Annotated in this window: 23 protein-coding genes; 13 read left to right on the top strand and 10 right to left on the bottom strand. The window is 42.8% G+C overall.

The features are described 5' to 3' along the window. The coding region (locus BM232_RS13510) for an IS1595 family transposase (RefSeq protein WP_143092266.1) at window positions 1-318 on the top strand (318 nt) is incomplete at its 5' end. Here BM232_RS13510 and BM232_RS13515 read toward each other — a convergent pair. The 4 genes from BM232_RS13515 to BM232_RS13530 form a co-directional block, all read right to left on the bottom strand. Next, entirely contained in the window at window positions 315-653 is a 339-nt protein-coding gene (locus tag BM232_RS13515; RefSeq protein ID WP_245752967.1) for a hypothetical protein, read from the bottom strand. The two genes, BM232_RS13510 and BM232_RS13515, sit on opposite strands and share 4 nt — an antisense overlap. Window positions 654-668: 15 nt before the next feature. Then, window positions 669-2,102, bottom strand: a complete 1,434-nt coding sequence (locus BM232_RS13520) for a sensor domain-containing diguanylate cyclase (RefSeq protein WP_091715719.1) — start codon at window positions 2,100-2,102, stop codon at window positions 669-671. 61 nt (window positions 2,103-2,163) lie between these two features. Next, a complete protein-coding gene (locus tag BM232_RS13525; RefSeq protein ID WP_091715720.1) occupies window positions 2,164-2,478 on the bottom strand; it encodes a hypothetical protein in 315 nt (104 codons plus the stop codon). Window positions 2,479-2,570: 92 nt separating this feature from the next. Further along, window positions 2,571-3,011 carry an RrF2 family transcriptional regulator gene (locus tag BM232_RS13530; RefSeq protein WP_091715721.1) on the bottom strand — a complete coding sequence of 147 codons (441 nt, stop codon included), beginning with the start codon at window positions 3,009-3,011 and terminating at the stop codon, window positions 2,571-2,573. 360 nt (window positions 3,012-3,371) lie between these two features. Between BM232_RS13530 and BM232_RS13535 the strand changes: the two genes are divergently transcribed. Then, entirely contained in the window at window positions 3,372-3,890 is a 519-nt protein-coding gene (locus BM232_RS13535; RefSeq protein WP_245752969.1) for a lipocalin family protein, read from the top strand. 18 nt (window positions 3,891-3,908) lie between these two features. Here BM232_RS13535 and BM232_RS13540 read toward each other — a convergent pair whose 3' ends face one another. Further along, window positions 3,909-4,511: a cysteine hydrolase family protein gene (locus BM232_RS13540; protein WP_091715726.1), complete on the bottom strand. Its 603-nt coding sequence runs from the start codon at window positions 4,509-4,511 to the stop codon at window positions 3,909-3,911. A 134-nt stretch (window positions 4,512-4,645) separates the two neighbouring features. Here BM232_RS13540 and BM232_RS13545 point away from each other — a divergent pair, with 134 nt between their 5' ends. Beyond that, window positions 4,646-5,458, top strand: coding sequence for an ion transporter (locus tag BM232_RS13545; RefSeq protein ID WP_091715728.1), 813 nt, complete (start codon window positions 4,646-4,648; stop codon window positions 5,456-5,458). A 42-nt stretch (window positions 5,459-5,500) separates the two neighbouring features. On the opposite strand, the gene BM232_RS13550 is transcribed toward BM232_RS13545, so the two are convergent. Continuing rightward, window positions 5,501-5,971 carry a Dps family protein gene (locus tag BM232_RS13550; protein WP_091715730.1) on the bottom strand — a complete coding sequence of 157 codons (471 nt, stop codon included), beginning with the start codon at window positions 5,969-5,971 and terminating at the stop codon, window positions 5,501-5,503. 248 nt (window positions 5,972-6,219) lie between these two features. Here BM232_RS13550 and BM232_RS13555 point away from each other — a divergent pair, with 248 nt between their 5' ends. From BM232_RS13555 to BM232_RS13575, 5 genes are all read left to right on the top strand, one after another. Further along, entirely contained in the window at window positions 6,220-6,420 is a 201-nt protein-coding gene (locus BM232_RS13555; RefSeq protein WP_091715734.1) for a DUF2061 domain-containing protein, read from the top strand. Window positions 6,421-6,479: 59 nt separating this feature from the next. After that, the gene (gene chrA / locus BM232_RS13560) at window positions 6,480-7,658 is read left to right on the top strand and encodes a chromate efflux transporter (RefSeq protein WP_091715737.1); all 1,179 of its coding nucleotides are present in this window, start codon (window positions 6,480-6,482) and stop codon (window positions 7,656-7,658) included. Next, window positions 7,655-8,149, top strand: a complete 495-nt coding sequence (locus BM232_RS13565) for a GNAT family N-acetyltransferase (RefSeq protein ID WP_091715740.1) — start codon at window positions 7,655-7,657, stop codon at window positions 8,147-8,149. Before chrA ends, BM232_RS13565 begins: the two co-directional genes overlap by 4 nt. Window positions 8,150-8,212: 63 nt before the next feature. Next, window positions 8,213-8,404: a CPXCG motif-containing cysteine-rich protein gene (locus BM232_RS13570; RefSeq protein ID WP_091715743.1), complete on the top strand. Its 192-nt coding sequence runs from the start codon at window positions 8,213-8,215 to the stop codon at window positions 8,402-8,404. A gap of 146 nt (window positions 8,405-8,550) precedes the next feature. Then, window positions 8,551-9,660, top strand: coding sequence for a PepSY-associated TM helix domain-containing protein (locus BM232_RS13575; protein ID WP_091715746.1), 1,110 nt, complete (start codon window positions 8,551-8,553; stop codon window positions 9,658-9,660). Here the strand turns inward: BM232_RS13575 and BM232_RS13580 are convergent. From BM232_RS13580 to doeB2, 4 genes are read right to left on the bottom strand one after another with little or no spacing between them, the layout of a single operon-like run. After that, the gene (locus BM232_RS13580; RefSeq protein ID WP_091715748.1) at window positions 9,653-11,014 is read right to left on the bottom strand and encodes an NAD-dependent succinate-semialdehyde dehydrogenase; all 1,362 of its coding nucleotides are present in this window, start codon (window positions 11,012-11,014) and stop codon (window positions 9,653-9,655) included. The genes BM232_RS13575 and BM232_RS13580 overlap by 8 nt on opposite strands. Window positions 11,015-11,021: 7 nt before the next feature. After that, window positions 11,022-12,275: an ectoine hydrolase gene (gene doeA / locus BM232_RS13585; protein WP_091715750.1), complete on the bottom strand. Its 1,254-nt coding sequence runs from the start codon at window positions 12,273-12,275 to the stop codon at window positions 11,022-11,024. Then, window positions 12,272-13,546: an aspartate aminotransferase family protein gene (locus BM232_RS13590; RefSeq protein WP_091715753.1), complete on the bottom strand. Its 1,275-nt coding sequence runs from the start codon at window positions 13,544-13,546 to the stop codon at window positions 12,272-12,274. The genes doeA and BM232_RS13590 overlap by 4 nt, the downstream gene beginning before the upstream one ends. Before the next feature lie 55 nt (window positions 13,547-13,601). Continuing rightward, window positions 13,602-14,765, bottom strand: coding sequence for a N(2)-acetyl-L-2,4-diaminobutanoate deacetylase DoeB2 (gene doeB2, locus BM232_RS13595; RefSeq protein ID WP_091715756.1), 1,164 nt, complete (start codon window positions 14,763-14,765; stop codon window positions 13,602-13,604). Window positions 14,766-14,975: 210 nt separating this feature from the next. Here doeB2 and BM232_RS13600 point away from each other — a divergent pair, with 210 nt between their 5' ends. From BM232_RS13600 to BM232_RS13620, 5 genes are all read left to right on the top strand, one after another. Further along, window positions 14,976-15,593 carry a TetR/AcrR family transcriptional regulator gene (locus BM232_RS13600; RefSeq protein ID WP_245752970.1) on the top strand — a complete coding sequence of 206 codons (618 nt, stop codon included), beginning with the start codon at window positions 14,976-14,978 and terminating at the stop codon, window positions 15,591-15,593. Window positions 15,594-15,660: 67 nt separating this feature from the next. Beyond that, window positions 15,661-16,821 carry an iron-containing alcohol dehydrogenase gene (locus BM232_RS13605; RefSeq protein ID WP_091715830.1) on the top strand — a complete coding sequence of 387 codons (1,161 nt, stop codon included), beginning with the start codon at window positions 15,661-15,663 and terminating at the stop codon, window positions 16,819-16,821. Window positions 16,822-16,836: 15 nt separating this feature from the next. After that, window positions 16,837-17,826: a zinc-dependent alcohol dehydrogenase family protein gene (locus tag BM232_RS13610; RefSeq protein ID WP_091715759.1), complete on the top strand. Its 990-nt coding sequence runs from the start codon at window positions 16,837-16,839 to the stop codon at window positions 17,824-17,826. A 14-nt stretch (window positions 17,827-17,840) separates the two neighbouring features. Then, complete coding sequence (locus BM232_RS13615) at window positions 17,841-18,944, top strand: alkene reductase (RefSeq protein WP_091715762.1); 1,104 nt, start codon at window positions 17,841-17,843, stop codon at window positions 18,942-18,944. A 115-nt stretch (window positions 18,945-19,059) separates the two neighbouring features. Continuing rightward, window positions 19,060-20,997 carry a PQQ-dependent sugar dehydrogenase gene (locus BM232_RS13620; protein WP_091715764.1) on the top strand — a complete coding sequence of 646 codons (1,938 nt, stop codon included), beginning with the start codon at window positions 19,060-19,062 and terminating at the stop codon, window positions 20,995-20,997. The last annotated feature ends 31 nt before the right edge of the window (window positions 20,998-21,028 follow it).

Consider the following 21,028-nt stretch of genomic DNA (forward strand, 5'->3'; position numbering starts at 1 on the left):
ATACCCATTATTAGACAGACGGTGAAACCTGACAGTATTGTCTATACCGATACTTGGCGCAGTTATAATGCGTTAGATGTAAGCGAATTTAAACACTATCGTATTAACCATAGTAAGCTTTTTGCCGATAAGCAAAATCATATCAATGGTATTGAGAATTTTTGGAATCAAGCTAAGCGCCACTTACGGCGATTTAACGGTATTCCAAAGGAGCATTTTCACTTGTTTTTGAAAGAGTGTGAGTGGCGATTTAATAACAGTGACCCAAAGAGTCAATTAAAACAATTAACTCAATGGGTTAAAGCGAATATGGGCTAGTTATCTGGATCAGCCCCAAACAAAATTATTTGCTGGATACCTAACGAAGCTGAAGCAGTCAGTAAAATAGTGGAAAATTGTTCAATCAGATCATTCAAAGGATCCAGGATTTGCCCTGGTGCGAGAGTCACTCCAACCCCCATAGGCTCAATAGAGACTTCTGTGCCCTGAGCTACCGATATAACACCATTTAAACCACGAGCTAACGCATATACGCTGAGTGTCACTGCCATCATCTGTTTGATTTGGTGATCAGTTGACGAGGTAACGGGAAAACAAGCCAAACCTAAACAAATAAACAGCACGAAAAATGTGTGGCGGTATTTGTTTAGCATCAGAAATCTCATCTATTAACGAACACAGTTTCGCCCATCATTTTTAGCCTTATAGAGCGATATATCGGCACGAGCAATCAACTGATTCATCGCCTCGGTTTGCTGATACTCAGCTACACCTGCACTAACTGTAATTTGATGCTTTTTGCCATTATAGTCAAAGTGGTGAATAGCTATCGCTTCCCGAAGATTATTCATTACTCTGACGGCCTCATTTTTACTACAGTCCTGCATCATCAGTAAAAACTCTTCCCCGCCCCAGCGACATAACACGTCTTCTTCACGGATATGTTGGTTCATAATTCTCGCAACAGTCGTTAATACATAATCACCATACTGATGACCATAGCTGTCATTGACACGTTTAAAGTGGTCAATATCAATCAGAATAACCGATAATGCCTCATTACGCCGTTTTGCTCGTGCAACAGCTTGTATGAAAAAAGAATCAAATATTTGTCTATTCGTTGCGCCTGTCAGTTTATCTTTTGTGGCCATCGTTTCCAGGCGTCCCTGGTAACCACGCGAAGCAATATACAGTATGAATAACACAATCAGACTGATAGCAAGCGACACCAAAAGATTTACTATCAGTGCGTTTTCCACTTTTTCTGTAGCGGGGTCATTTACCTGTTCAACAATCAAATACCAGTCGAACTCTGGTACTAAACGACTATTCAGATAAATAGTACTGCCATTTATCGTATCAAATGAAAAAGATGAGCTTGGCGTGGTCAAAATGCGTAAAAATACTTTATCGAGGCCTTCTTTATTCTGTATGTGCAGCTCTTTACTGTACTTACTGCTTTGCAACATGACCTGTCCCTGACGGTCAATAAAATAAATTTCGCGGCCATAGCGTTGCTGATAGTTTTCGATCAACTCTTCCACTACTAATAGAGATAAACCAACACCGATAACACCGATAAAATTTCCTTTTTTATCAATAACTCGATAATTAACAAAAATACTCAACCGGCTTGGCTCGGCAGTGTCACGATCAATATTGATTTGATAAGGCTGACTGGAATTTTCTGCATTGAAGTACCAGGCATCGGCACTGTCATCTTCAGAGACTTGTTTTAATATACCCGTGGGATGGTAATAATTTTTTGTTTTGCTGGAGACAAAAAACGCCGTAATTGTATCGTATCTTTTTTGGATCTGACTAAGATAGCTTTCCATCTTTTCTGGATCTTTTTCACCCTCATTTACCCAGTCAAACACAAAAACATCGTTGGCCATAAGTGATGATATGACCAACGGATGAAGTAAGTCTCGTTGAATCTCTGAGTAAATATTATCGCTGGTCAACGGCAGCATCTCCTGTTGGAGTCGTTCTGAAATAGAAGATCTGGCAACAAAATATCCGATGAGACTTGTTGCTAAAAATCCTAGTAGAACGATAATGCTGATGATGACTGTATATAGTCGCTTACGATTTTTCAAAGAAAACACACCACAAATAAACCGTTAATGATATTGAAGCAGAACTATAATTTCCATTTTTTTAGTCTAGATCAAAAGGATATTCACGTTCATCGGCTTGCTTCTGTCCTGCAATCTTCTTGTGATGCCTGACCCCTAGAGCAAAACAGATAACTAACAATACATAGAAAATATCCAGGTCATCATCTTTAAATAGACTAAAGATGGCCCATACTGGCGGTACATAAAAGACAACACTGAATAGCAGTGACGCCCAAACAGGTAAATCCCTTCGGGCAGCAAGATAAACATAATGACTGAATAATCCAGATAAAAAACCACCGAAAACAGCCAGACAGAGATAAAGAATCATCCCTATAGTATTAACATGTGACATAGACTACCCAACCATAATTCAGGTTTAGCCGAACGGTATTGCTCTATCTGTTAATGATAACTCTCTACTACAAAAGAAAGCGATGCCTAATATTACACAGCCCTTGCCAATAACAGGCTTTGTTGTAATTTATGTTTGTTTTTAACCACATCAGCAAGCGTATATTCATCCAGAACATTAAAAAAGGCTTGCTGAGCTTTCCTTAAAGCACTAAATAACACGCATACAGACTCAATCGGGCAGGAGCAATTACTACCGAAACACTCCAATAATTCTGGGTTTTCTATTTTTCGAATCAAGTGGCCAATATTAATTTGCTCTGCAGGCATCGCTAATGATAGCCCACCGCCACGACCGCGCTGGCTGTTGATAATTTTTTCCTGTACAAGACGCTGAGCTACCTTCGCTAAGTGATTGGTAGAAATGCCGTAACGCTCAGATGCATCTTTAACTGTCGCGGGTTTATCTGGAACATGAATTGCCAAATACATTAATAGCCTCAATGCATAATCTGAATGTGAAGTCAGCTGCATTACACTGTCCCCATATACATTCTTACATTCATCCCAGTTTCCTCAATTGAAATAATCACTAAACCTCATTGAGAAGCAATTTCTCAGCCATTCAATGTATCTAGCTAATGAAGGATATGTCATCAGCTTATATAGAGCATCATAATGCCCCTATAGTGACGATTCCGTGTCAGAGATAGTCCCGTTAAGAATAAATATACGAGCTATTTTGATGTCCATGCTTTGCGGTAAAACGCACTTAAACTGTGCGAGTGAATCAAATACGTGCTTCACAGCAAATTCACGATACACAATTAATCATAAGCTGTAAAAGCCAAGGTGACTCACATGCAACGTTTTAGCCTTTCAGGAATAATTGTCATGGCGATATTTTTAAGCGGATGTCAGACTAATCATCCGCCTATTAAACCTGTTTCTTATGTCGATATAGATCGATTTATGGGAGATTGGTACGTTATCGCGAATATTCCCACTTATATCGAAGAAGGCGCTCACAATGCCATCGAATCCTATAAATTAAACCCGGATGGAAGTATTCAAACCACATTTACATTTCATGAAAATAGTTATGACGGAGAATTAAAAACCTATCACCCAACAGGCTTTATCACAGATGAGAAAACAAATGCTATTTGGGGAATGCAGTTTATCTGGCCAATAAAAGCAGATTACCGAATCATGTATCTGAACGAAGATTATTCACAAACGATTGTTGCCCGTAACAAACGTGATTATGTCTGGATCATGGCTCGTACCCCAACAATTCCTGAGGCAGATTATCAACATATGCTCAGCCTGATTAAACAAGTTGGTTATGATATTAGCCAGATTCAACGTGTTCCCCAGGACTGGTCTGGACAACCACCAACAGCAAGGTAATTGCTGCAGAATAAATAACTAGCGAATCGCGTCTATTGGTATGTCTTCGACCTTATCAACAACAACCGCATATAGATCTTCAGTAGCCGCCAGAGTGACTTCCTGGACCTGTTCAGCAGATAGCTGCTTACCATTATTCATACACAAGGCTCGTGTGGCCGTAGCCTCTGCAACGACTGTGACATTATAGCCACGATTAAAGCCACCATGCGCAGTTGAGTTAACGCACATATGCGTCATAAAACCCGCGAGGATAATATTCTCAATACCACGCTTGCGGAGAGCTTCGTCTAAGGATGTCTGAATAAAGGAGTTAGGGAAACTTTTTACTATGACATACTCACCATCTATCGGAGCAACTTCATCTGCAATGGCGCCAAGTCGACTATTTAAGTCATACGGTGAGCCTTTACCGCCATCATGTTGTATATGAAAAATAGGAATGCCATGCTCGCGAGCCAATTCAAGTAATTTTTTAACGTTTTGCAGAGCTGCTTCAACGTTATCCAACTTCATCACACCTTCCCTGTAGGTATTCTGGCAATCAATAAGGATTAACGCAGAGTCACTTAATGCTGAAGCCTGATGCCCTATTCCAACGATATCACGTAGCGTCGTCATAACCGTTCTCCATTTATGGCAAAAATTGACAATACCATATATCCCTTCGACACATAATGTTCCGACTTGCATAAATTTTTGCAGTCGCTATTATTCCGCAGCAAGCCAAGACATATCATTAAACAGGAGAAAAAATGGCCTCATCTCTTACCCAAAAGACAAATCGTTTTGCGGCTGTTTTTCTTAACATCAAACAAAATAAATTATTTGAATCGATTGTTGTCGCTGTCATCCTTTTTTCAGCTTTAATGATCGGTGCAAAAACCTATAACATCCCACCTAATGTTCTGACAGTAATTGTGTGGCTGGATTATGCGATCACCATTTTTTTCCTAATTGAAATCAGTATTCGTTTTTTTGCTGAGACCAACAAACTCCAATTTTTCAAAAGTGGCTGGAATATTTTTGACACCATTATTGTGGTTGTCAGTCTTATTCCGATAGAAGACAGTGAGCTGGCACTGGTAGGTCGTTTAATCAGAATATTCCGCGTTTTACGGATGGTCTCTGTCATACCAGAATTGCGGACGCTACTTAATTCTTTACTACGTGCATTGCCACAACTCGGTTATGTCGCACTTCTAATGTTTATCATTGTTTATATTTATGCCGCTGTAGGAACAACTTTTTTTGCCGGCGTAAACAAAACATTATGGGGTGACATCGCTATTTCAATGTTAACGCTGTTCCGTGTCATGACTTTTGAGGACTGGACAGATGTAATGTATGAAACCATGGAAGTCTATCCATTAAGCTGGATTTTCTATATCAGTTTTATCTTTCTCAATGCCTTTGCTTTTCTCAATATGCTTATCGGCATCGTGGTCAATGTCATGGAAAAAGAAAATGCAGAACAATGGCAAAAAGAACATGCTGGTGAAACCACCATTCAGGATTTATCTGATCAGATAAAAGAGTTAAAACAACTTATCACAGACCAGAAATAAAAAAGGGAGCTTTCGCTCCCCTTTTTTTAATCTTGATGATGGCTACGACTTAAGTGCTCGTAACATCCATGCTGTTTTTTCATGGACACGCATGCGATCAGACACCAATGATGCAGAAGATTCATCGTCTGCTTCTTGTGCAAGTTTTAAGACTTTACGGCATGTTTTTACGACCTGTTCATGACCGTGGGTCAACAGTCCGACCATTTCTTTTGCCTCTGGCACACCTTCCACTTCCTTGATTGAACTCAGTTCAGCGAAAGCTTTATATGTTGCAGGAGCTGCAACATCCAGTGTACGAATCCGCTCAGCGATATCATCCACTGCTACAGCGAGTTCAGTATATTGTTCTTCAAACATCAGATGTAATTCACGGAATTGTGGTCCAGAGACATTCCAGTGAAAGTTATGTGTTTGTAAATAAAGAGTGTATGAATCTGCTAACAGGTTTTTTAAACCGTCAGCAATATCTTGTCTATCCTGCTTATTGATACCGATATCAATGGTACTCATTAATGAGCCTCCTTATTATTTAGTGGACATATATAGTCACTATGAACGCAGATTCGTTCATATCGATTAAATATAATTACATCATAATGATTGTGCAGTAAATGTAAAACAGTTTATTCCCATGGAAATAACAGATAAAAACGATGATTAAAATTATCGACTTTTCCAATCAATATGATTTAACTAAGTTGTTGTAAAAATGCATATAAGTTAATGATAATCATTCTCAACTAAACAGGAGAATGATCATGACTAAAACGATCAGCTTTGCCATTGTCCACTTCAGTGTGGCATTTACCGTGGGTTATGTAATGACCGGCAGCATATTAGTCGGTGGCACAATGGCGTTAATTGAACCGGCTATCAATACTGTTGCGTTTTATATGCATGAAAAAGTATGGACAGCCATTAAACAGAATAATGCTGAAAGAAACCCAGCTATTCAATAAAGGTGAGAAAGATTGAATGAGAAACACGAAGAGATCGTCAACATACTCAATGGCCCGATGTGAAACTATCCCTTCAGGCTGATATTTTTAAAGCGTTTTTCACGTTAGGATTGACGGCATTTGGCGGTCCGGTAGCCCATATCGCCTATTTTCGACAGGCGTTTGTTGAAAATAGACGCTGGCTTTCTGACGAAGACTTCACACAACTACTAGCTGTCAGCCAAACATTGCCGGGACCAGCGAGTAGTCAGTTAGGATTTGCCATTGGTCTATATCGTGGCGGCATCTTAGGCGCTATCAATGCCTTCCTCGCTTTTACCTTGCCCTCAGCAATAGCGTTGATTCTGTTTGCCATGTACGTGGTTTCAATATCATCGCCATTGAAAGATGCCGCTCTACATGGATTACAGCTTGTGGCACTCCCTGTTGTGGCTGACGCCGTTTGGAAAATGTCACGTCAACTTTGTCCTGATTTAAACAGAAGAATTATCGCAGGCCTCAGTCTGTTATTTTTAGTACTATCGCCCTTCAGTTTTAGCCAATTTCTTATCATAGGATTCGGTGCTATTGCTGGCTTATATCTGCTACAGCCTAATACACCCGGTCAGCCGTTTTCGTTGAATCTTCCTTATAGCAAAAAAATGGCTGGTCTCTTTTTAATCCTGTTTATTATTCTGTTTTTTATCCCTTTATTGAATATCGACCAACCGTTATTTCATTTTATTACTATTTTTTATCAGGCGGGTGCAAGCGTATTCGGTGGTGGACATGTGGTTCTGCCATTATTAGAAAACAAGATGGTGAGTACCGGCTTGATTTCATCGGAACAATTTTTAGCAGGGTATGGGGCAGCTCAAGCTGTTCCCGGCCCCTTATTTACTATTTCAGCTTATCTGGGAGCCTTGTTACCGGGAGAAAGTGGCGGTGTTACTGGTGCTGTTATTTCATTGTGCGCCTTGTTTCTACCAGGGTTTTTATTAATTCTGGCATTGCTGCCTTTTTGGCAGTCGCTGCAAAATAATGTCGTCATACAAAAAGCGTTGCTAGGTATTAATGCAGCTATGGTTGGTTTATTGGCGGCTGCACTCTATCAACCAATATGGCAACATGTTATTCATTCTTTTACCGATATCATTATCGCGATAACAGGCTTTATTCTGTTACACGTTTATCGTTTATCGCCGGTCATTATTGTTTTATGGTGTCTGGCTGGCAGTATTATCACGAGTTTATTATGAATTCATCTCATATCAGAAAAGCTGAGCAAAAAGATCTCACTAAAATCACCCAGCTTTTAATCCGCTGTGCTGAAGACATGCATCAACAAGGCATGCCACACTGGCTTGGTGTTTATGATGATAATTCGGTTAAACAAAACCTGTTAACCAAGCAAGTATATGTGCTGGAAAAAGGGGACCAAATTCTGGGATGTATTGCTATCGGCACCGACAAAGCTAGCTATTATGATGATTGCTGGCCAGAAGCACCCAAAGCAGATGTCTATATCACCCAATTAGCTGTTTCTCCTGACATGCAGGGCACTGGTTATGGCAAACGACTTATGCAGTTCTGCCTCAATCAAGTACAAGATAAAACAGTACAATTAGATGCGGTAGATCACTACCCAGCATTGCTCAAATTCTATAAAAACCTGGGGTTTCAGATTATTGCCACAGGTATTGGTTTAGGTGATAAACGTCACTTGTTCAGCTATACAGCAAACAGCTGATACTCAACAGGAACTCCACCTCTGAACTTCAGTCATTGAAATGAATAATGATGGAGAAATCACATGGTCTACGCATTACAAGAACACACTGTATCCTGCCCTTACTGTGGTGAAATTATTTCGGTGGTGATTGATGGCTCGGTTGAATCACAAGAGTATATCGAGGACTGTGAAGTCTGCTGTCGTCCTATTACATTTACTGTGGAAGTGGACCACACAGGTCTTTATGTTCAAACCTCGCATGAAAATGAATAATCCCCTTATCCACACTGACTCTAAATAACAATAAACCCTATTTGATATTAATTATCACTTCACTTAAGATAATTCGCTCTTTCCTTTTCAGTAGCGACGTATCTACTGTTATCTCAACTGGTATCGTTCAAACACATTAATTTCATATGCGAAAATTCTGGATTGAGTTTCACCGAATCAGTGGTCTGATCTTATTTATTCCGCTGTTTCTGCAAAGCGTTAGTGGCGCAATTATTGTGTTTGATCACGCCATTGATGAGTGGTTAAACCCACAGCTTGTACTTGAAAATGGCACCACAAGCTCTCCCGCCCCTATAGCTGAAGTGATGTATGCCGCCTTACATGCATTACCGAATGTGGCGCATATTAATTCATTACGGGCACCACGAAATGATAAGGCCATGTACACCGCTTTTGTGGAAATGAATTCACAGTCGCCCCTTCATGGAAAAAATATCGAAGTCATGATTAATCCATATACGGCTGATGTGGTGAGTGTGCGTGAATGGGGAAGTTATTTCACGTCAATGGTCTATCTGTTTCACTTTACGTTTCTTCTGGGTGACAACATGGAGTTAGTATTAGGTTTTCTGGCTATCCTGATGCTAATCAACGTGATTGTAGGTGTCTATTATGGCTGGCCTAGAAGCAAAAAAGCCTGGAACTGGTTACTGGCTCGCACAAAAAAAGCAGGTTCAACCGTTGCACGATTACGCCGAACCCATATTGCTTTAGGACTTATATCACTGCCTGTGTTTATTGTCTTAATTGTGTCCGGTATCAGTTTGGTATTCCCGGATCAGACAAAATGGTTGCTCAATCGTCCAGCAAAAGTCTCGCCAGATATAGACTGGTTGAGTAATCATCCTATTCAACCCGATAATTGGCTTATCAGTGCCAAACAGTATTGGCCTGATAAACAATGGCAGCGAATTATTCCACCAAGCAGTCAAAATCCAAGTGTTGAAATCCGCTTAAACGCAGCTAATGACCCACGTAAAACCTCGGGAAGCTTTGTGTTGTGGCTTAACCCACAAACCAACCAGATCCTGGCCGAGCAAAGCTATGACGCGATGAGTCTCAGGCAAAAAATAGCCTTCTGGTTATTCCCTTTACACAGCGGTGAAGCCTTTGATTTAACAGGTCGTATTCTTGTCTTCATCTCTGGCATATCCACCGCCGTGTTAAGTATTGCAGGTGGCTGGTTATGGTACCGACGTAAATTTAAACGTCAGCACCAGAAACGCGCTATTTGATCCAGACTTGTTTGGCATTTACAAACTCTTTAATACCATGCGGCCCTAGCTCACGCCCGTAGCCAGACTTTTTAATGCCACCACTCGGTAAACGAGGATCGGTCTTCACAATACCGTTTATCGCCACCTGCCCGGCATTAATCTTCATGGCAAAATCTTTGGCAAGTTCAGCATTATCAGTCCAGACAGCAGCGCCGAGCCCGAACTCCGTATCATTAGCAAGTACTAAGGCATGTTCAGCTGACTCTGCCTTTGTTGCACACATTACCGGACCAAATGTTTCTTCTCTGAATGCCGTCATATCAGCCGTGACATCTGCCAGAAAAGTGACTGGATAGGCAAAACCATTACCCTCTGGTGTTTCACCACCTAACAGACAACGAGCACCCGCATTTATCGTTTCAGTGACCTGACGATGTAGATTGTCTCTTAAATCAGCACGTGCTATCGGCCCTATATCCGTTGATTCCTCTAACGGATCACCCATGGTTAATTTTTCCAAACGTGTTTTTAATTTATCAATAAACTCGTCATATACAGGGGCTTCAATAATAATGCGTTTAGCTGCGATGCACGATTGCCCTGCATTAATAATACGCGACAAAGTCGCCACGTCTGCTGCGGCATCCAGATTAGCATCCGCCAGCACAACTAACGGATCACTGCCACCCAGTTCCAACACAGATGGTTTTATTTCTGAAGCTGCCATTGAAGCGACTTTAGAGCCTGCCCCAGCAGATCCGGTAAACGAAATAGCGACAATATCGGGATGACGAATGGCTTTTTCTACCAATGCTGTCTCCACCGGCAAATTCACCATCACCCCTACTGGAGCTCCAGCTTCTTGAAAGACCTGCTCGATTGCCTGAGCACAGCCCGGTACATTCGGATCATGTTTCATCACACAGGTATTACCGGCCATTAAGGCTGGGGCGAGATAACGGAAAGCTAACCAGAGAGGCGCATTCCAAGGCAAGATACCCAGCAATGTACCCAGTGGCTGGTAACAGACATAACTCTTAGAAGCATCAGAGGGTAACTCTTCATTACTCAGGTATGCTTCTGCATGCTCTGCGTAAAACTCGGCACACCATGCCGCTTTTTCAACTTCAGGACCACCTTCTTTTACCGGCTTGCCCATTTCTTCAGCCATCAGTTTACTAAGTAATGGCTTATTTCTACGTAGTGAAGCAGCGACTGATTTTAAAATCTCCGCTCTTTGCTGAATAGGCATGGTTCGCCAGGAATCAAATGCGTTGACTGCTTTGGCTATCGTTACATTAACGCCTTGTTCATCTAAGGATTCATATTTAAGAATCTCTTGTCCAGTGTATGGATTCGTTGCAGTTAACATCTCCACCTCATTTTGATTGTTTAGCTTTTGATTTTGATTTATCGCTTGATTCAGCCTGACGTGCCTCACTGATATCTACAAGTGTTTTATCAGCTTGTTCAGGCTTAACGGTGAAATCACGATCCATGGTGAAAAAGGATTTACAACCATCTTCGGTCACATAAATCGTGTCCGATATGCCACAGGTTTTATCCCCGTCCACACCCCACATCCATGGAATAATATGAAAGGTCATTCCCTCTTCCAGAATGGCAGACTCACCTTGTTTCAGACTGCAGATGTAGCCTTCATCCCAGCTTGGAGGAAAAGCAATGCCAATGGAATAACCAGAACGTGTGATGAGACGGGCACCGATATCGTTGTCTGAAATAATATTACGTACCATATTGTCGACATCGGATACCGTCATACCGGGCTGAACAGTCTCATGAACAGCACTTAACGCTTTTTTCATGATTTCCTGTGCTTTGTACATGGAGTCAGATAACTCACCCAGCACAACTGTTCGCATCATTGCCGTATGGTAACGGCGATAACAGCCACCGACTTCAAGAAAGACATGCTCACCAGGCTTTACGGTCCTGCCTTCCCATGTCGCATGACCTATCATTGTTCGTGGCCCCGAAGTCACATATGGCATAACTGCCGGTGGCTCCCCTCCAGCTTTAAACATTGCTGAGCTGATAGCCGCCCCAATATCATTTTCAGTGACGCCCGCCTTAGCTGCATCCAGACCTGCTTTCATGCCCGCTTCCGTTGCTTTAGCGGCACGGTGCATTAACTCAATCTCCACAGCAGATTTTCTGATACGCCCTTGCTCCACAATACCGAAACAATCCAGTAATTTTCCGTCAGTTAACGTGGTATGAATAAAGTCTTGTTGGTAAGCAGGAAAGAAATAACTGTTACGCTCGTAACCAATGCGTTTGTCAGACAGACCAAACTCACGTAACGCATCTACCAGCATTTGAATGGCATCGCCGGTATCGGGATATGGTCGGGTTCGCTCTACCCAGGTTCGGGCAATAATATTCGACTCTTCCATCGCCCGGGTAATCATGAAGGGTTCCTGTTCAAGCGGTACAACTAAAGCCTGGAAGAAGGAATACCCCGTGGTCTGATAATCGGTCATATACATAATATTTTCCGGATCAGTAATCACCACGGCATCTAAATGTCGTTGAGCAATACGCACACGTAATTCGCTCAGGCGGCGCTCATATTCCTCAAAAGGGAAAGTCATATCATCACGTTGTCTCATGCCGCTTCCTCCATGACTTTGTATGTAGTCTGCACCAGGATATCTAAACCGGCCTGCAAGTCATCGTCAGGGATAGTCAGTGGTGGAATAAGCTTCACAACCCGTCCACCGGTACCACAACTGGCGATCAATAACCCGGCTTTAAAACAAGTATCTACAATAGCTTTGGCATGTTCACCGGTTGTCACGTCCAGACCAATAATCATGCCCTTACCACGTATTTGCACTTGATGGAATTTGTCTTCCAGTGGCGCTAAAGCCTGATACATTTTCTCGGCTTTTTGTTTAACCTCATCCATTAAGTCGTCATTATCAAAATAGCTTAAGGCCTCTTTACCGGCGACAAATGACAAGCTCTGACCACGGAACGTACCGGTATGCTCACCCGGAGCCCAATACTCATCAATTTCAGGTTGAATCAGGTTCATTGCCATTGGCGTGCCCATACCGCCAAGCCCTTTCGCCATACAAATAATGTCGGGATCGATGTCCATATCATCAAAACTGAAGAAGGAACCGGTTCGGCCCATACCAACCTGTATATCATCGATAATCATCAAAGAGCCTACTTCACGAGCAAGTTTGGCTAACTCTTGCAGCCATTCTTTAGAGGCAACATTCACACCGCCTTCAGCCTGAATCGTTTCAAGTAAAAAGGCCGCAGGAGGTGTTACACCACTCGATGTATCCAGATATAGAGAACGCAAATGTTCTAATACCGACATGCCACAGCCTGATTCGCAACCCTGACATGCTTTTTCACAGCCAAAGGGATAATGTGAGACATGATTTAGCGGGACACCGGCAGCACCTCGAAAATAGCGATTCGCTGTCGCTGCCAGAGAGCCCAATGTCATACCATGAAAACCACGGGTAAAAGCGACTATTTCTTGCCGTGATGTGACACGTCTTGCTAACTTCATTGCTGCTTCAACCGCATTTGTACCAGTAGGCCCGACAAACTGCATCTTGTGCGTCATGCCTCGTGGTTTAAGGATGGTTTTCTCAAACTTTTCCATAAAATCACGCTTTGCTGTTGTTTGCATATCAAGAGCGTGGGTCACACCGCCTGATTGAATATACTCAACCACGGCTGAAGTCATACGTTCATTATTGTGGCCAAAGTTCAATACACCAGCGCCAGCAAAGAAATCGATATATTCATTACCGTCTTCATCGGTTTGCCGCGCATTACTGGCTTTATCAAAAACCACAGGATAGACACGACAATATGCACGGATACTGGACTCACGTTGTTCAAATATACTCATTCATTACCTCCTGGTTATTGATATCCACTGTGATAACAGCGAACGATGTAGTCGGTTATTCAGGCAACGGCGCACCGACCAAACGCGCATAGAGACGGGTAACCAACGGAATAAGTTGATCATTAAAATCATAAAGAGGACTGTGACAGACCGATTGATGATCCGGACCATCGTCAGCACCAATTAACGCAAACGCGCCGGGAATTTCATTCAGGTAATAACTGAAGTCTTCGGATGCCATAATCGGCACTAAGGTTTCTGTATCCATTCCAGCCTGCCCATGTTCTGCCTGCCATTGCTTACGCACATTCAAAGCCTGATGAGCATGATTGATGGTCGCTTCATATCGAGGATAAATATTAACCTCGCAGTCCACACCATAAGCAGCAGCCGTTTGCTGGCTTATTTCAACAATTAGACGATTAATGATATCGCGTGTTTTTTGGTCAGGAACACGAATACTGCCACCCAATATTGCCTTATCAGGAATGACTGTGGCCGCACTAGGTGCTTCGATAGATGAGACATTGACGACCGCTGCCTGTTGTGGTGAAAGATGACGACTTACAATTTGCTGCAGCGCTATGGTGACCGCACTGGCCGCCAGCACCGGATCACGACAAAGTTCAGGCTGGCTGGCATGACCGCCTTTACCATTTAAAGTAATACTAAATGTGCCATTGCCGCACATAACGATGCCATCAGGGCAGATGAGCTTTCCGAAAGTCATCGCTGGCCAGTTATGCCAGCCATAGATTTCATCAATTCCTTGCAAAGCGCCATCATCGATCATCTTTTTGGCGCCATGCCCACCCTCTTCGGCCGGCTGAAACAACAGGGTCACTGGACCTGGTAATTTGTCTTCTACTGACTTTAGCCAAGCCGCTGTTGCCAGTAATGTCGCTGTGTGACCATCATGACCACAGGCATGCATACATCCCTCATTCTGAGAAATCCAACCATGCTGTGTTTGTTCGGTAATAGGAAGTGCATCCATATCAGCACGCAAGGCGATATGCGGTTTTGCATCACCATGAGGATTCAGCCTTGCTAAAGTACCCAGCTCAGCACAAGGCTCCCAGTGAATACCCAGTGAGTCTAATTGTTTGCGGATCAATTCAGCTGTTCGCACCTCTTGCCAACCTAACTCAGGCTGACTGTGCAAGTGTCGGCGCAATTGCTGCGCATGACTGATCGCTTGTTGCCAGATGGTAGCCATCTTGCTCCTTTGCGTTTTTATTGACTCAAAACAGTGCATGTTTTGATGAAACGAAAGTATCTAAGCACCTGAATAGGTAATTTATGCTGTCAATAACAATACTTTCAAACTCTGACAAAGATAAAGCAAGCGTTGTTCCATTATTTCAATTAACGCTTTAATTTCATCTTCAACAAAAAACTAGACGACTGGTCTAATTCATGAAATCATATGCTCATGATACAAACTAATAAAACACGTTCCACGGATACAAGACAACAGATCCTGACTACAGCACAGCAAATCATTCTTGGTAAAGGATTTTCTGCTGTGGGTCTGAATGAAATATTAAAAGCCGCTAATGTGCCAAAAGGATCGTTTTATCACTACTTTGAATCCAAAGAGCAGTTTGGCAACGCGCTGCTAGAGCACTACTTTGCACAATATGTCACGACATTGGATAGCCAGTTAACGAGTAATAAGCGTCCAGCTGTTGATCGTCTGCTGGCTTTTTTTGAGCAGTGGAAAACCAATCAATGTGATGACACCAGTATGGATAGGTGTCTTGTGGTGAAGTTAAGTGGTGAAGTGACTGACCTGTCAGAGGCGATGCGCTTAACTCTTAAGCAAGGCACACAACAGGTCATTGAGCGACTCTCCTTATGTGTTCAGGAAGCAATAGATAATCATGAAATCAATGTCGATTCTGATGCTAAAACGGTCACAGAAGAGATTTACTATCTCTGGGTAGGCGCGACGCTGATGACCAAAGTCAATCACACACCTGCTGCGCTTGAGAGAGCGATGAAAGCAACACAGAACAAACTGGGATTGGCTACTGATAATTAGAGCCTGCTTCTATTTCCTTAAAATCTAGACGACTGGTCTAATAAATTATTTTTGAGGTATTACGATGATGAACAATTTCAACTTTTATAATCCAACACGTATTGTTTTTGGTAACGGTCAGGTCGCAAAACTTGATGAACTCGTACCAAAAGATGCACGCGTTTTAGTTTTGTTCGGTGGACAAAGTGCACGTAAAAACGGCACCTTAGATGAAGTCATTACTGCCCTAGGGAACCGCCATATAGAAGAGTTTGGCGGCATCGAAGCTAATCCTGGTTACAGTACATTGATGCGGGCCGTAGAGCAGATTCGCCAAAATGAATTAAATTATCTCATCGCTGTTGGTGGTGGTTCAGTCATAGATGGCACCAAGTTTGTCGCTGCTGCTGTCCAGTGTGAGGGCGATCCATGGCAGGAAATTCTGGTTAATCACGCCAGCAATATTCATCAGGCTTTACCTTTTGGTTCTGTACTTACCCTGCCTGCTACAGGTTCAGAAATGAATGCCAACTCGGTTATTACCCGTTATGAGACACAAGAGAAACTGGCATTTGGTAGTCCCCTAGTCTATCCGGTATTTTCGATTTTAGACCCCACTAAAGCTTACACATTACCACCTCGACAATTAGCAAATGGTGTAGTCGATGCTTTCACCCACATTATGGAGCAATACCTGACGTATCCCGTTAACGCCATGGTGCAGGATCGATTCGCAGAGGGACTATTGCAAACACTTATCGAGATAGGTCCTAGTCTGCTTGAATCACCTGATGATTATGATCTGCAGGCCAATTTCATGTGGACAGCCACCTTAGCGTTAAACGGCTTGATTGGTGCAGGGGTTCCACAGGATTGGGCAACCCATATGATCGGTCATGAAATCACTGCATTACACGGCCTGGATCATGCTCAAACATTGGCTATTTTATTACCCACAGTACTGCAGGAACAACGTGAGAAAAAATATGCCAAGTTACTTCAGTATGCCGAACGTGTCTGGGGGCTTAACGAAGGCACTGACGACACTAAGATAGATCTGGCAATAACAAAAACTCGCGACTTTTTTGAACGAATGGGTGTGAAAACGCATCTGACTGATTACCAGATTAACGCTGATGCTATTCCAGTAATGATCAAACAATTGGCTGAGCATGGTCTTACGCAACTAGGCGAACACAATGATATTGACCTGGAAAAAAGCCAACATATTCTGCAAGCCAGTCTATAAATTAAGGAGCACTTTATGTCTAAAACAGTTCAAATTTCTGAGGCGGGTGAACCATCGGTTTTGTCTATCATTGATGAAACCGTACCAGCACCATCTGCAGACGAAGTACAAATTGAAGTACATGCCATCGGTCTAAACCGGGCAGAAGCCATGTTTCGCCGTGGCCAATATCTTGAAGCGCCCGAATTTCCTGCCCGTATTGGTTATGAATGTTCTGGTAGCGTTACAGCCGTCGGTGAAAACGTTAAACATATTAAAGTCGGTGATGCGGTAAGTACCATTCCTAATTTTTCGATGAATCAATATGGCGCTTATGCCGAACTTACAAATATGCCAGTCACTACTGTCACCCATCATCCCGACAATTTAAGCTGGCAACAAGCAACATCAGTCTGGATGCAATATTTAACCGCGTATGGTGCCTTGATTGATCTCGCCAAAATGCAAGCCAGTGATTATGTATTAATTCCAGCTGCATCAAGCAGTGTTGGTCTGGCTGCCATACAGTTATGTAATCTGATTAGTGCTACTCCGATTGCCATGACGCGAACAGCGGAGAAAGTAGAACAGTTACATCAACTTGGCGCCAAACATGTGATTATTAGTGAACAAGATGATGTGGTTGATGCGGTGATGGCAATCACTGATGGTCATGGCGTCAATATCGTTTTCGATCCCGTTGCAGGACCGATGTTAACAACACTAGCTGAAGCTTGTGCACCATCAGCCATCATCTTTCAATATGGTGCTTTAAGTTCTGAGCCCACGCCTTATCCGTTATTCGCGGCACTACAAAAAGGCCTCACGATTCGTGCTTATACCCTATTTGAACTCACCAGCTCTCCCGAGCGTTTAGCCAAAGCCAAAGAAAAAATCTTTGACTGGCTAAAACATTCGCAGCTAAGTCCAGTTATTGCTAAGACATTTGATTTTGACGATATCGTGGCTGCACATAGCTATCTGGAAGCCAATAATCAATTAGGCAAAATTGTTATTACACTTTAAATGGGGGATGCACAATGACATCAATGAATCAGCAAACACAGTCACTTTTATCGCCCATTGAACTGGGTTCTATCAGCATGAAGAACCGCGTGGTAATGGCACCCTTGACCCGCAATCGTGCAGGTGAAGGTTTAGTCCCGACGGCGATGAATGTTGAGTACTACCGCCAGCGAGCTTCGGCTGGATTGATTATTACTGAAGCGACATTAACCTCGGCTCAGGGTGTTGGTTATCCGAACACACCTGGCATCTATAGCAAAGCCCAGATTGATGGCTGGAAAAAAGTGACTAAGGCCGTTCATGCTGAAGGTGGCAAGATTGTATTGCAAATATGGCACTGTGGCCGTGTCTCACATTCATCTATGTTACCCGGAGGCATGAAACCACAAGCGCCGTCAGCCATTAAACCTGCAGGTGAAGTGTATACCTATGAGGGAATGAAACCCTATGAAACACCTGCGGCAATGACCACGGATGAAATCAAACAAACCATCGATGATTTCAGAACCGCCGCTTATAACGCACTAAGCGCAGGCTTTGATGGTGTGGAAATACATTCAGCCAATGGCTACCTGCTTGACCAGTTTTTACGTGATGGTAGTAACCAACGTACAGATGAATATGGTGGCAGTATTGAAAACCGTGCCAGACTGACATTGGAAGTCGTTGATGAGGTCTGCAAAATCTGGGGTTCTGATCGCGTTGGAATACGTTTATCACCATTACAGCCTTTCAACGATATGAAAGACAGTCAGCCTGAGAAAACCTTTGAGTACATTATTAATGAATTAAACAAGTTTAATCTGGCGTATTTACATATCACGGAAATGGGCTCAGAAAACCCCGGTGCTGCAGGCCCTGAGTTTGACTTAGACTTATGTCGTAAGTGGTACCAGGGAAATTATATGACAAACAGTGAATATAATTTTGACACTGCTAATGTGGCGATCCAGAGTGGCGATGCCGACTGTATTTCATTCGGTAAATTATTTATTGCTAACCCTGATTTAGTCGAGCGTTTCGCTAGTCGGGCGCCATTAAATACACCTGATAGTAATAGCTTTTATGGTGGTGATGAACATGGATATATCGACTACCCTTTTCTTGATGAAAAATAGCGGTATGTAGAAACTGACACAAACCGCGTTTTATTAGACAAGCACCATCAGTATCAGTGACGTATCGTGTTCTGATACGCTCAATATCAGGAAAATATAGACTAAAGGAGGATGTATGATACTCAAGACAATGACACAACTTATACTAGCCGGTACGTTAGGACTGACGGCTCAGGCTACGTTAGCTGATCGGGCCGATGCAGAAGAAAACCTACATAAGCTCAAGCTGCCAGCAGGTTTTCATATTGATGTCTATGCTGAAGTCGAAGGTGCCCGTCAAATGGCCTTAGGCCAATCAACAGGAACAGTCTTTGTTGGTACACGCGGTAATAATGTCTTTGCTGTCGTCGATAAAAACAAAGATCGTAAAGCCGATAAAGTGGTGAAAATTCTTGATGACTTAAAAGTCGGCAATGGTGTGGCCATGCATCAGGGCAACCTCTATGTTGCTGAGCAAAATCGTATTGCCATCTACCCTGCTCCTGGTTTTGATCTCAACTTACCTTTTAAACAAATGCGTGAAGTTATTTACGACAAGCTGCCTGATAAAGCCCATCATGGCTGGCGTTATATCACTTTTGGTCCTGATAACAAGCTGTATGTAACTGTGGGTGCGCCATGTAATATCTGTAATCCACAGGGTATTGAAGGCAGCATTATTCGCATGAATGCCGATGGCAGTGATGCTGAGGTTTATGCCAAAGGCATCAGAAATTCTGTTGGTATGGACTTCCAACCGGATACCGGCACCTTATATTTCACCGATAACAATGTCGATATGCTGGGTGATGATAATCCGCCAGGCGAACTCAATGCCGCTCCCAAAGCCGGTATGCATTTTGGTTTCCCTTATTACGCTGGCGGCAAAGCGCAACACCCGGACTGGAAAGGTAAAAAAGCACCACAAAAAGTTACTTTCCCTGTTGAGGAATTTCAGGCGCATACCGCTAATCTGGGCTTCAAATTCTATACAGGTGATATGTTCCCAGCAGATTATAAAGGCGATGCCATTATTGCTCAGCATGGTTCATGGAACAGAACCAGTCCTGTGGGTTACCAGTTAATGCGTGTCACTTTTGATGACAATCATCAGGTAACCGGTCAGGAAGTCTTTATTGATGGTTGGTTGCAAAATGGTGAAGCCTGGGGTCGCCCGACCGATGTATTACAACTTTCTGATGGTTCATTATTGATTTCTGATGATTATAACGATGTCATTTATCGTGTCAGTTATGGTGATGACAAAGCTCCTATCAAGACTGTCAGCTCACCATCAAATAATAAAACGATTACCGATCTGATAATGCCTGAATCAGCCATAGCGGCACCAGACGGTCGTGTATTTATCACAGAGATTGGTGAGTTTGGTAAAGCCGGTGACGGTAAAGTCACAGTTATCGATAAGTCAGGCCAAAAAGCAACCTTAGCCACGGATTTAAATGATCCAAAAGGTATCGATTTATGGAATAACGAATTGTATATCGCTGATGTTGATCATGTAGTGAAAGTCGATATGAACGGCAAGGTCACCGTCGCCGCAGATACTAAAGCCTTTCCAGGTAAACCCGTGTTCCTGAATGATATGGAAATTGATGGTAACGGTACTTTATATGTGTCTGATAGTGGCAATGACGATGGCGAAAATGCCGGAATTTATCAAATTACTCAAGCAGGTAAAGTCAGCGAAATTTTGAGTGATTCTTCCGCTATCAAGCGTCCGAACGGATTACTTATGGATGGCAATGACTCTCTCCTCGTTGCTGACTTTGGTACCGGTGACTTGTACCGTATGAGTATTAGCACAGGCAAAACCGAAGCGTTAAATAAAGGCTTTGGTGGTGCTGATGGTCTGGTCAGAGATAGCAAAGGTTATCTGTATGTCAGTGATTGGCAAAATGGTAAGGTTTGGCAATTAGTTGAGCCTAAAGCGACACCGCAGCTGATCAGTGATGACTTTGTTTCTGCAGCTGATATTAGTCTGTCTGCTGATGGTCAATCGATAATGGTGCCAGATATGAAAGGCGGTAAATTAGTCTATTTACCTATTCAGTAATTATCTAAACAGAAAAGCCCGAGGTTTACTT

Origin of the sequence: Methylophaga sulfidovorans, from assembly GCF_900114205.1 — a bacterium.
GTDB lineage: Bacteria > Pseudomonadota > Gammaproteobacteria > Nitrosococcales > Methylophagaceae > Methylophaga > Methylophaga sulfidovorans.

What these genes read in the sequence shown, in the direction of transcription:
- BM232_RS13600 (WP_245752970.1), top strand. Translation starts at nt 14,976, where the DNA reads ATGCTCATGATACAAACTAATAAAACACGTTCCACGGATACAAGACAA.
- BM232_RS13515 (WP_245752967.1), bottom strand. Translation starts at nt 653, where the DNA reads ATGCTAAACAAATACCGCCACACATTTTTCGTGCTGTTTATTTGTTTA.
- doeA (WP_091715750.1), bottom strand. Translation starts at nt 12,275, where the DNA reads ATGAGACAACGTGATGATATGACTTTCCCTTTTGAGGAATATGAGCGC.
- doeB2 (WP_091715756.1), bottom strand. Translation starts at nt 14,765, where the DNA reads ATGGCTACCATCTGGCAACAAGCGATCAGTCATGCGCAGCAATTGCGC.
- BM232_RS13525 (WP_091715720.1), bottom strand. Translation starts at nt 2,478, where the DNA reads ATGTCACATGTTAATACTATAGGGATGATTCTTTATCTCTGTCTGGCT.
- BM232_RS13565 (WP_091715740.1), top strand. Translation starts at nt 7,655, where the DNA reads ATGAATTCATCTCATATCAGAAAAGCTGAGCAAAAAGATCTCACTAAA.
- BM232_RS13535 (WP_245752969.1), top strand. Translation starts at nt 3,372, where the DNA reads ATGGCGATATTTTTAAGCGGATGTCAGACTAATCATCCGCCTATTAAA.
- BM232_RS13610 (WP_091715759.1), top strand. Translation starts at nt 16,837, where the DNA reads ATGTCTAAAACAGTTCAAATTTCTGAGGCGGGTGAACCATCGGTTTTG.
- BM232_RS13540 (WP_091715726.1), bottom strand. Translation starts at nt 4,511, where the DNA reads ATGACGACGCTACGTGATATCGTTGGAATAGGGCATCAGGCTTCAGCA.
- BM232_RS13580 (WP_091715748.1), bottom strand. Translation starts at nt 11,014, where the DNA reads ATGTTAACTGCAACGAATCCATACACTGGACAAGAGATTCTTAAATAT.
- BM232_RS13615 (WP_091715762.1), top strand. Translation starts at nt 17,841, where the DNA reads ATGACATCAATGAATCAGCAAACACAGTCACTTTTATCGCCCATTGAA.
- BM232_RS13545 (WP_091715728.1), top strand. Translation starts at nt 4,646, where the DNA reads ATGGCCTCATCTCTTACCCAAAAGACAAATCGTTTTGCGGCTGTTTTT.
- BM232_RS13590 (WP_091715753.1), bottom strand. Translation starts at nt 13,546, where the DNA reads ATGAGTATATTTGAACAACGTGAGTCCAGTATCCGTGCATATTGTCGT.
- BM232_RS13530 (WP_091715721.1), bottom strand. Translation starts at nt 3,011, where the DNA reads ATGCAGCTGACTTCACATTCAGATTATGCATTGAGGCTATTAATGTAT.
- BM232_RS13605 (WP_091715830.1), top strand. Translation starts at nt 15,661, where the DNA reads ATGAACAATTTCAACTTTTATAATCCAACACGTATTGTTTTTGGTAAC.
- BM232_RS13575 (WP_091715746.1), top strand. Translation starts at nt 8,551, where the DNA reads ATGCGAAAATTCTGGATTGAGTTTCACCGAATCAGTGGTCTGATCTTA.
- BM232_RS13550 (WP_091715730.1), bottom strand. Translation starts at nt 5,971, where the DNA reads ATGAGTACCATTGATATCGGTATCAATAAGCAGGATAGACAAGATATT.
- BM232_RS13555 (WP_091715734.1), top strand. Translation starts at nt 6,220, where the DNA reads ATGACTAAAACGATCAGCTTTGCCATTGTCCACTTCAGTGTGGCATTT.
- BM232_RS13570 (WP_091715743.1), top strand. Translation starts at nt 8,213, where the DNA reads ATGGTCTACGCATTACAAGAACACACTGTATCCTGCCCTTACTGTGGT.
- BM232_RS13620 (WP_091715764.1), top strand. Translation starts at nt 19,060, where the DNA reads ATGATACTCAAGACAATGACACAACTTATACTAGCCGGTACGTTAGGA.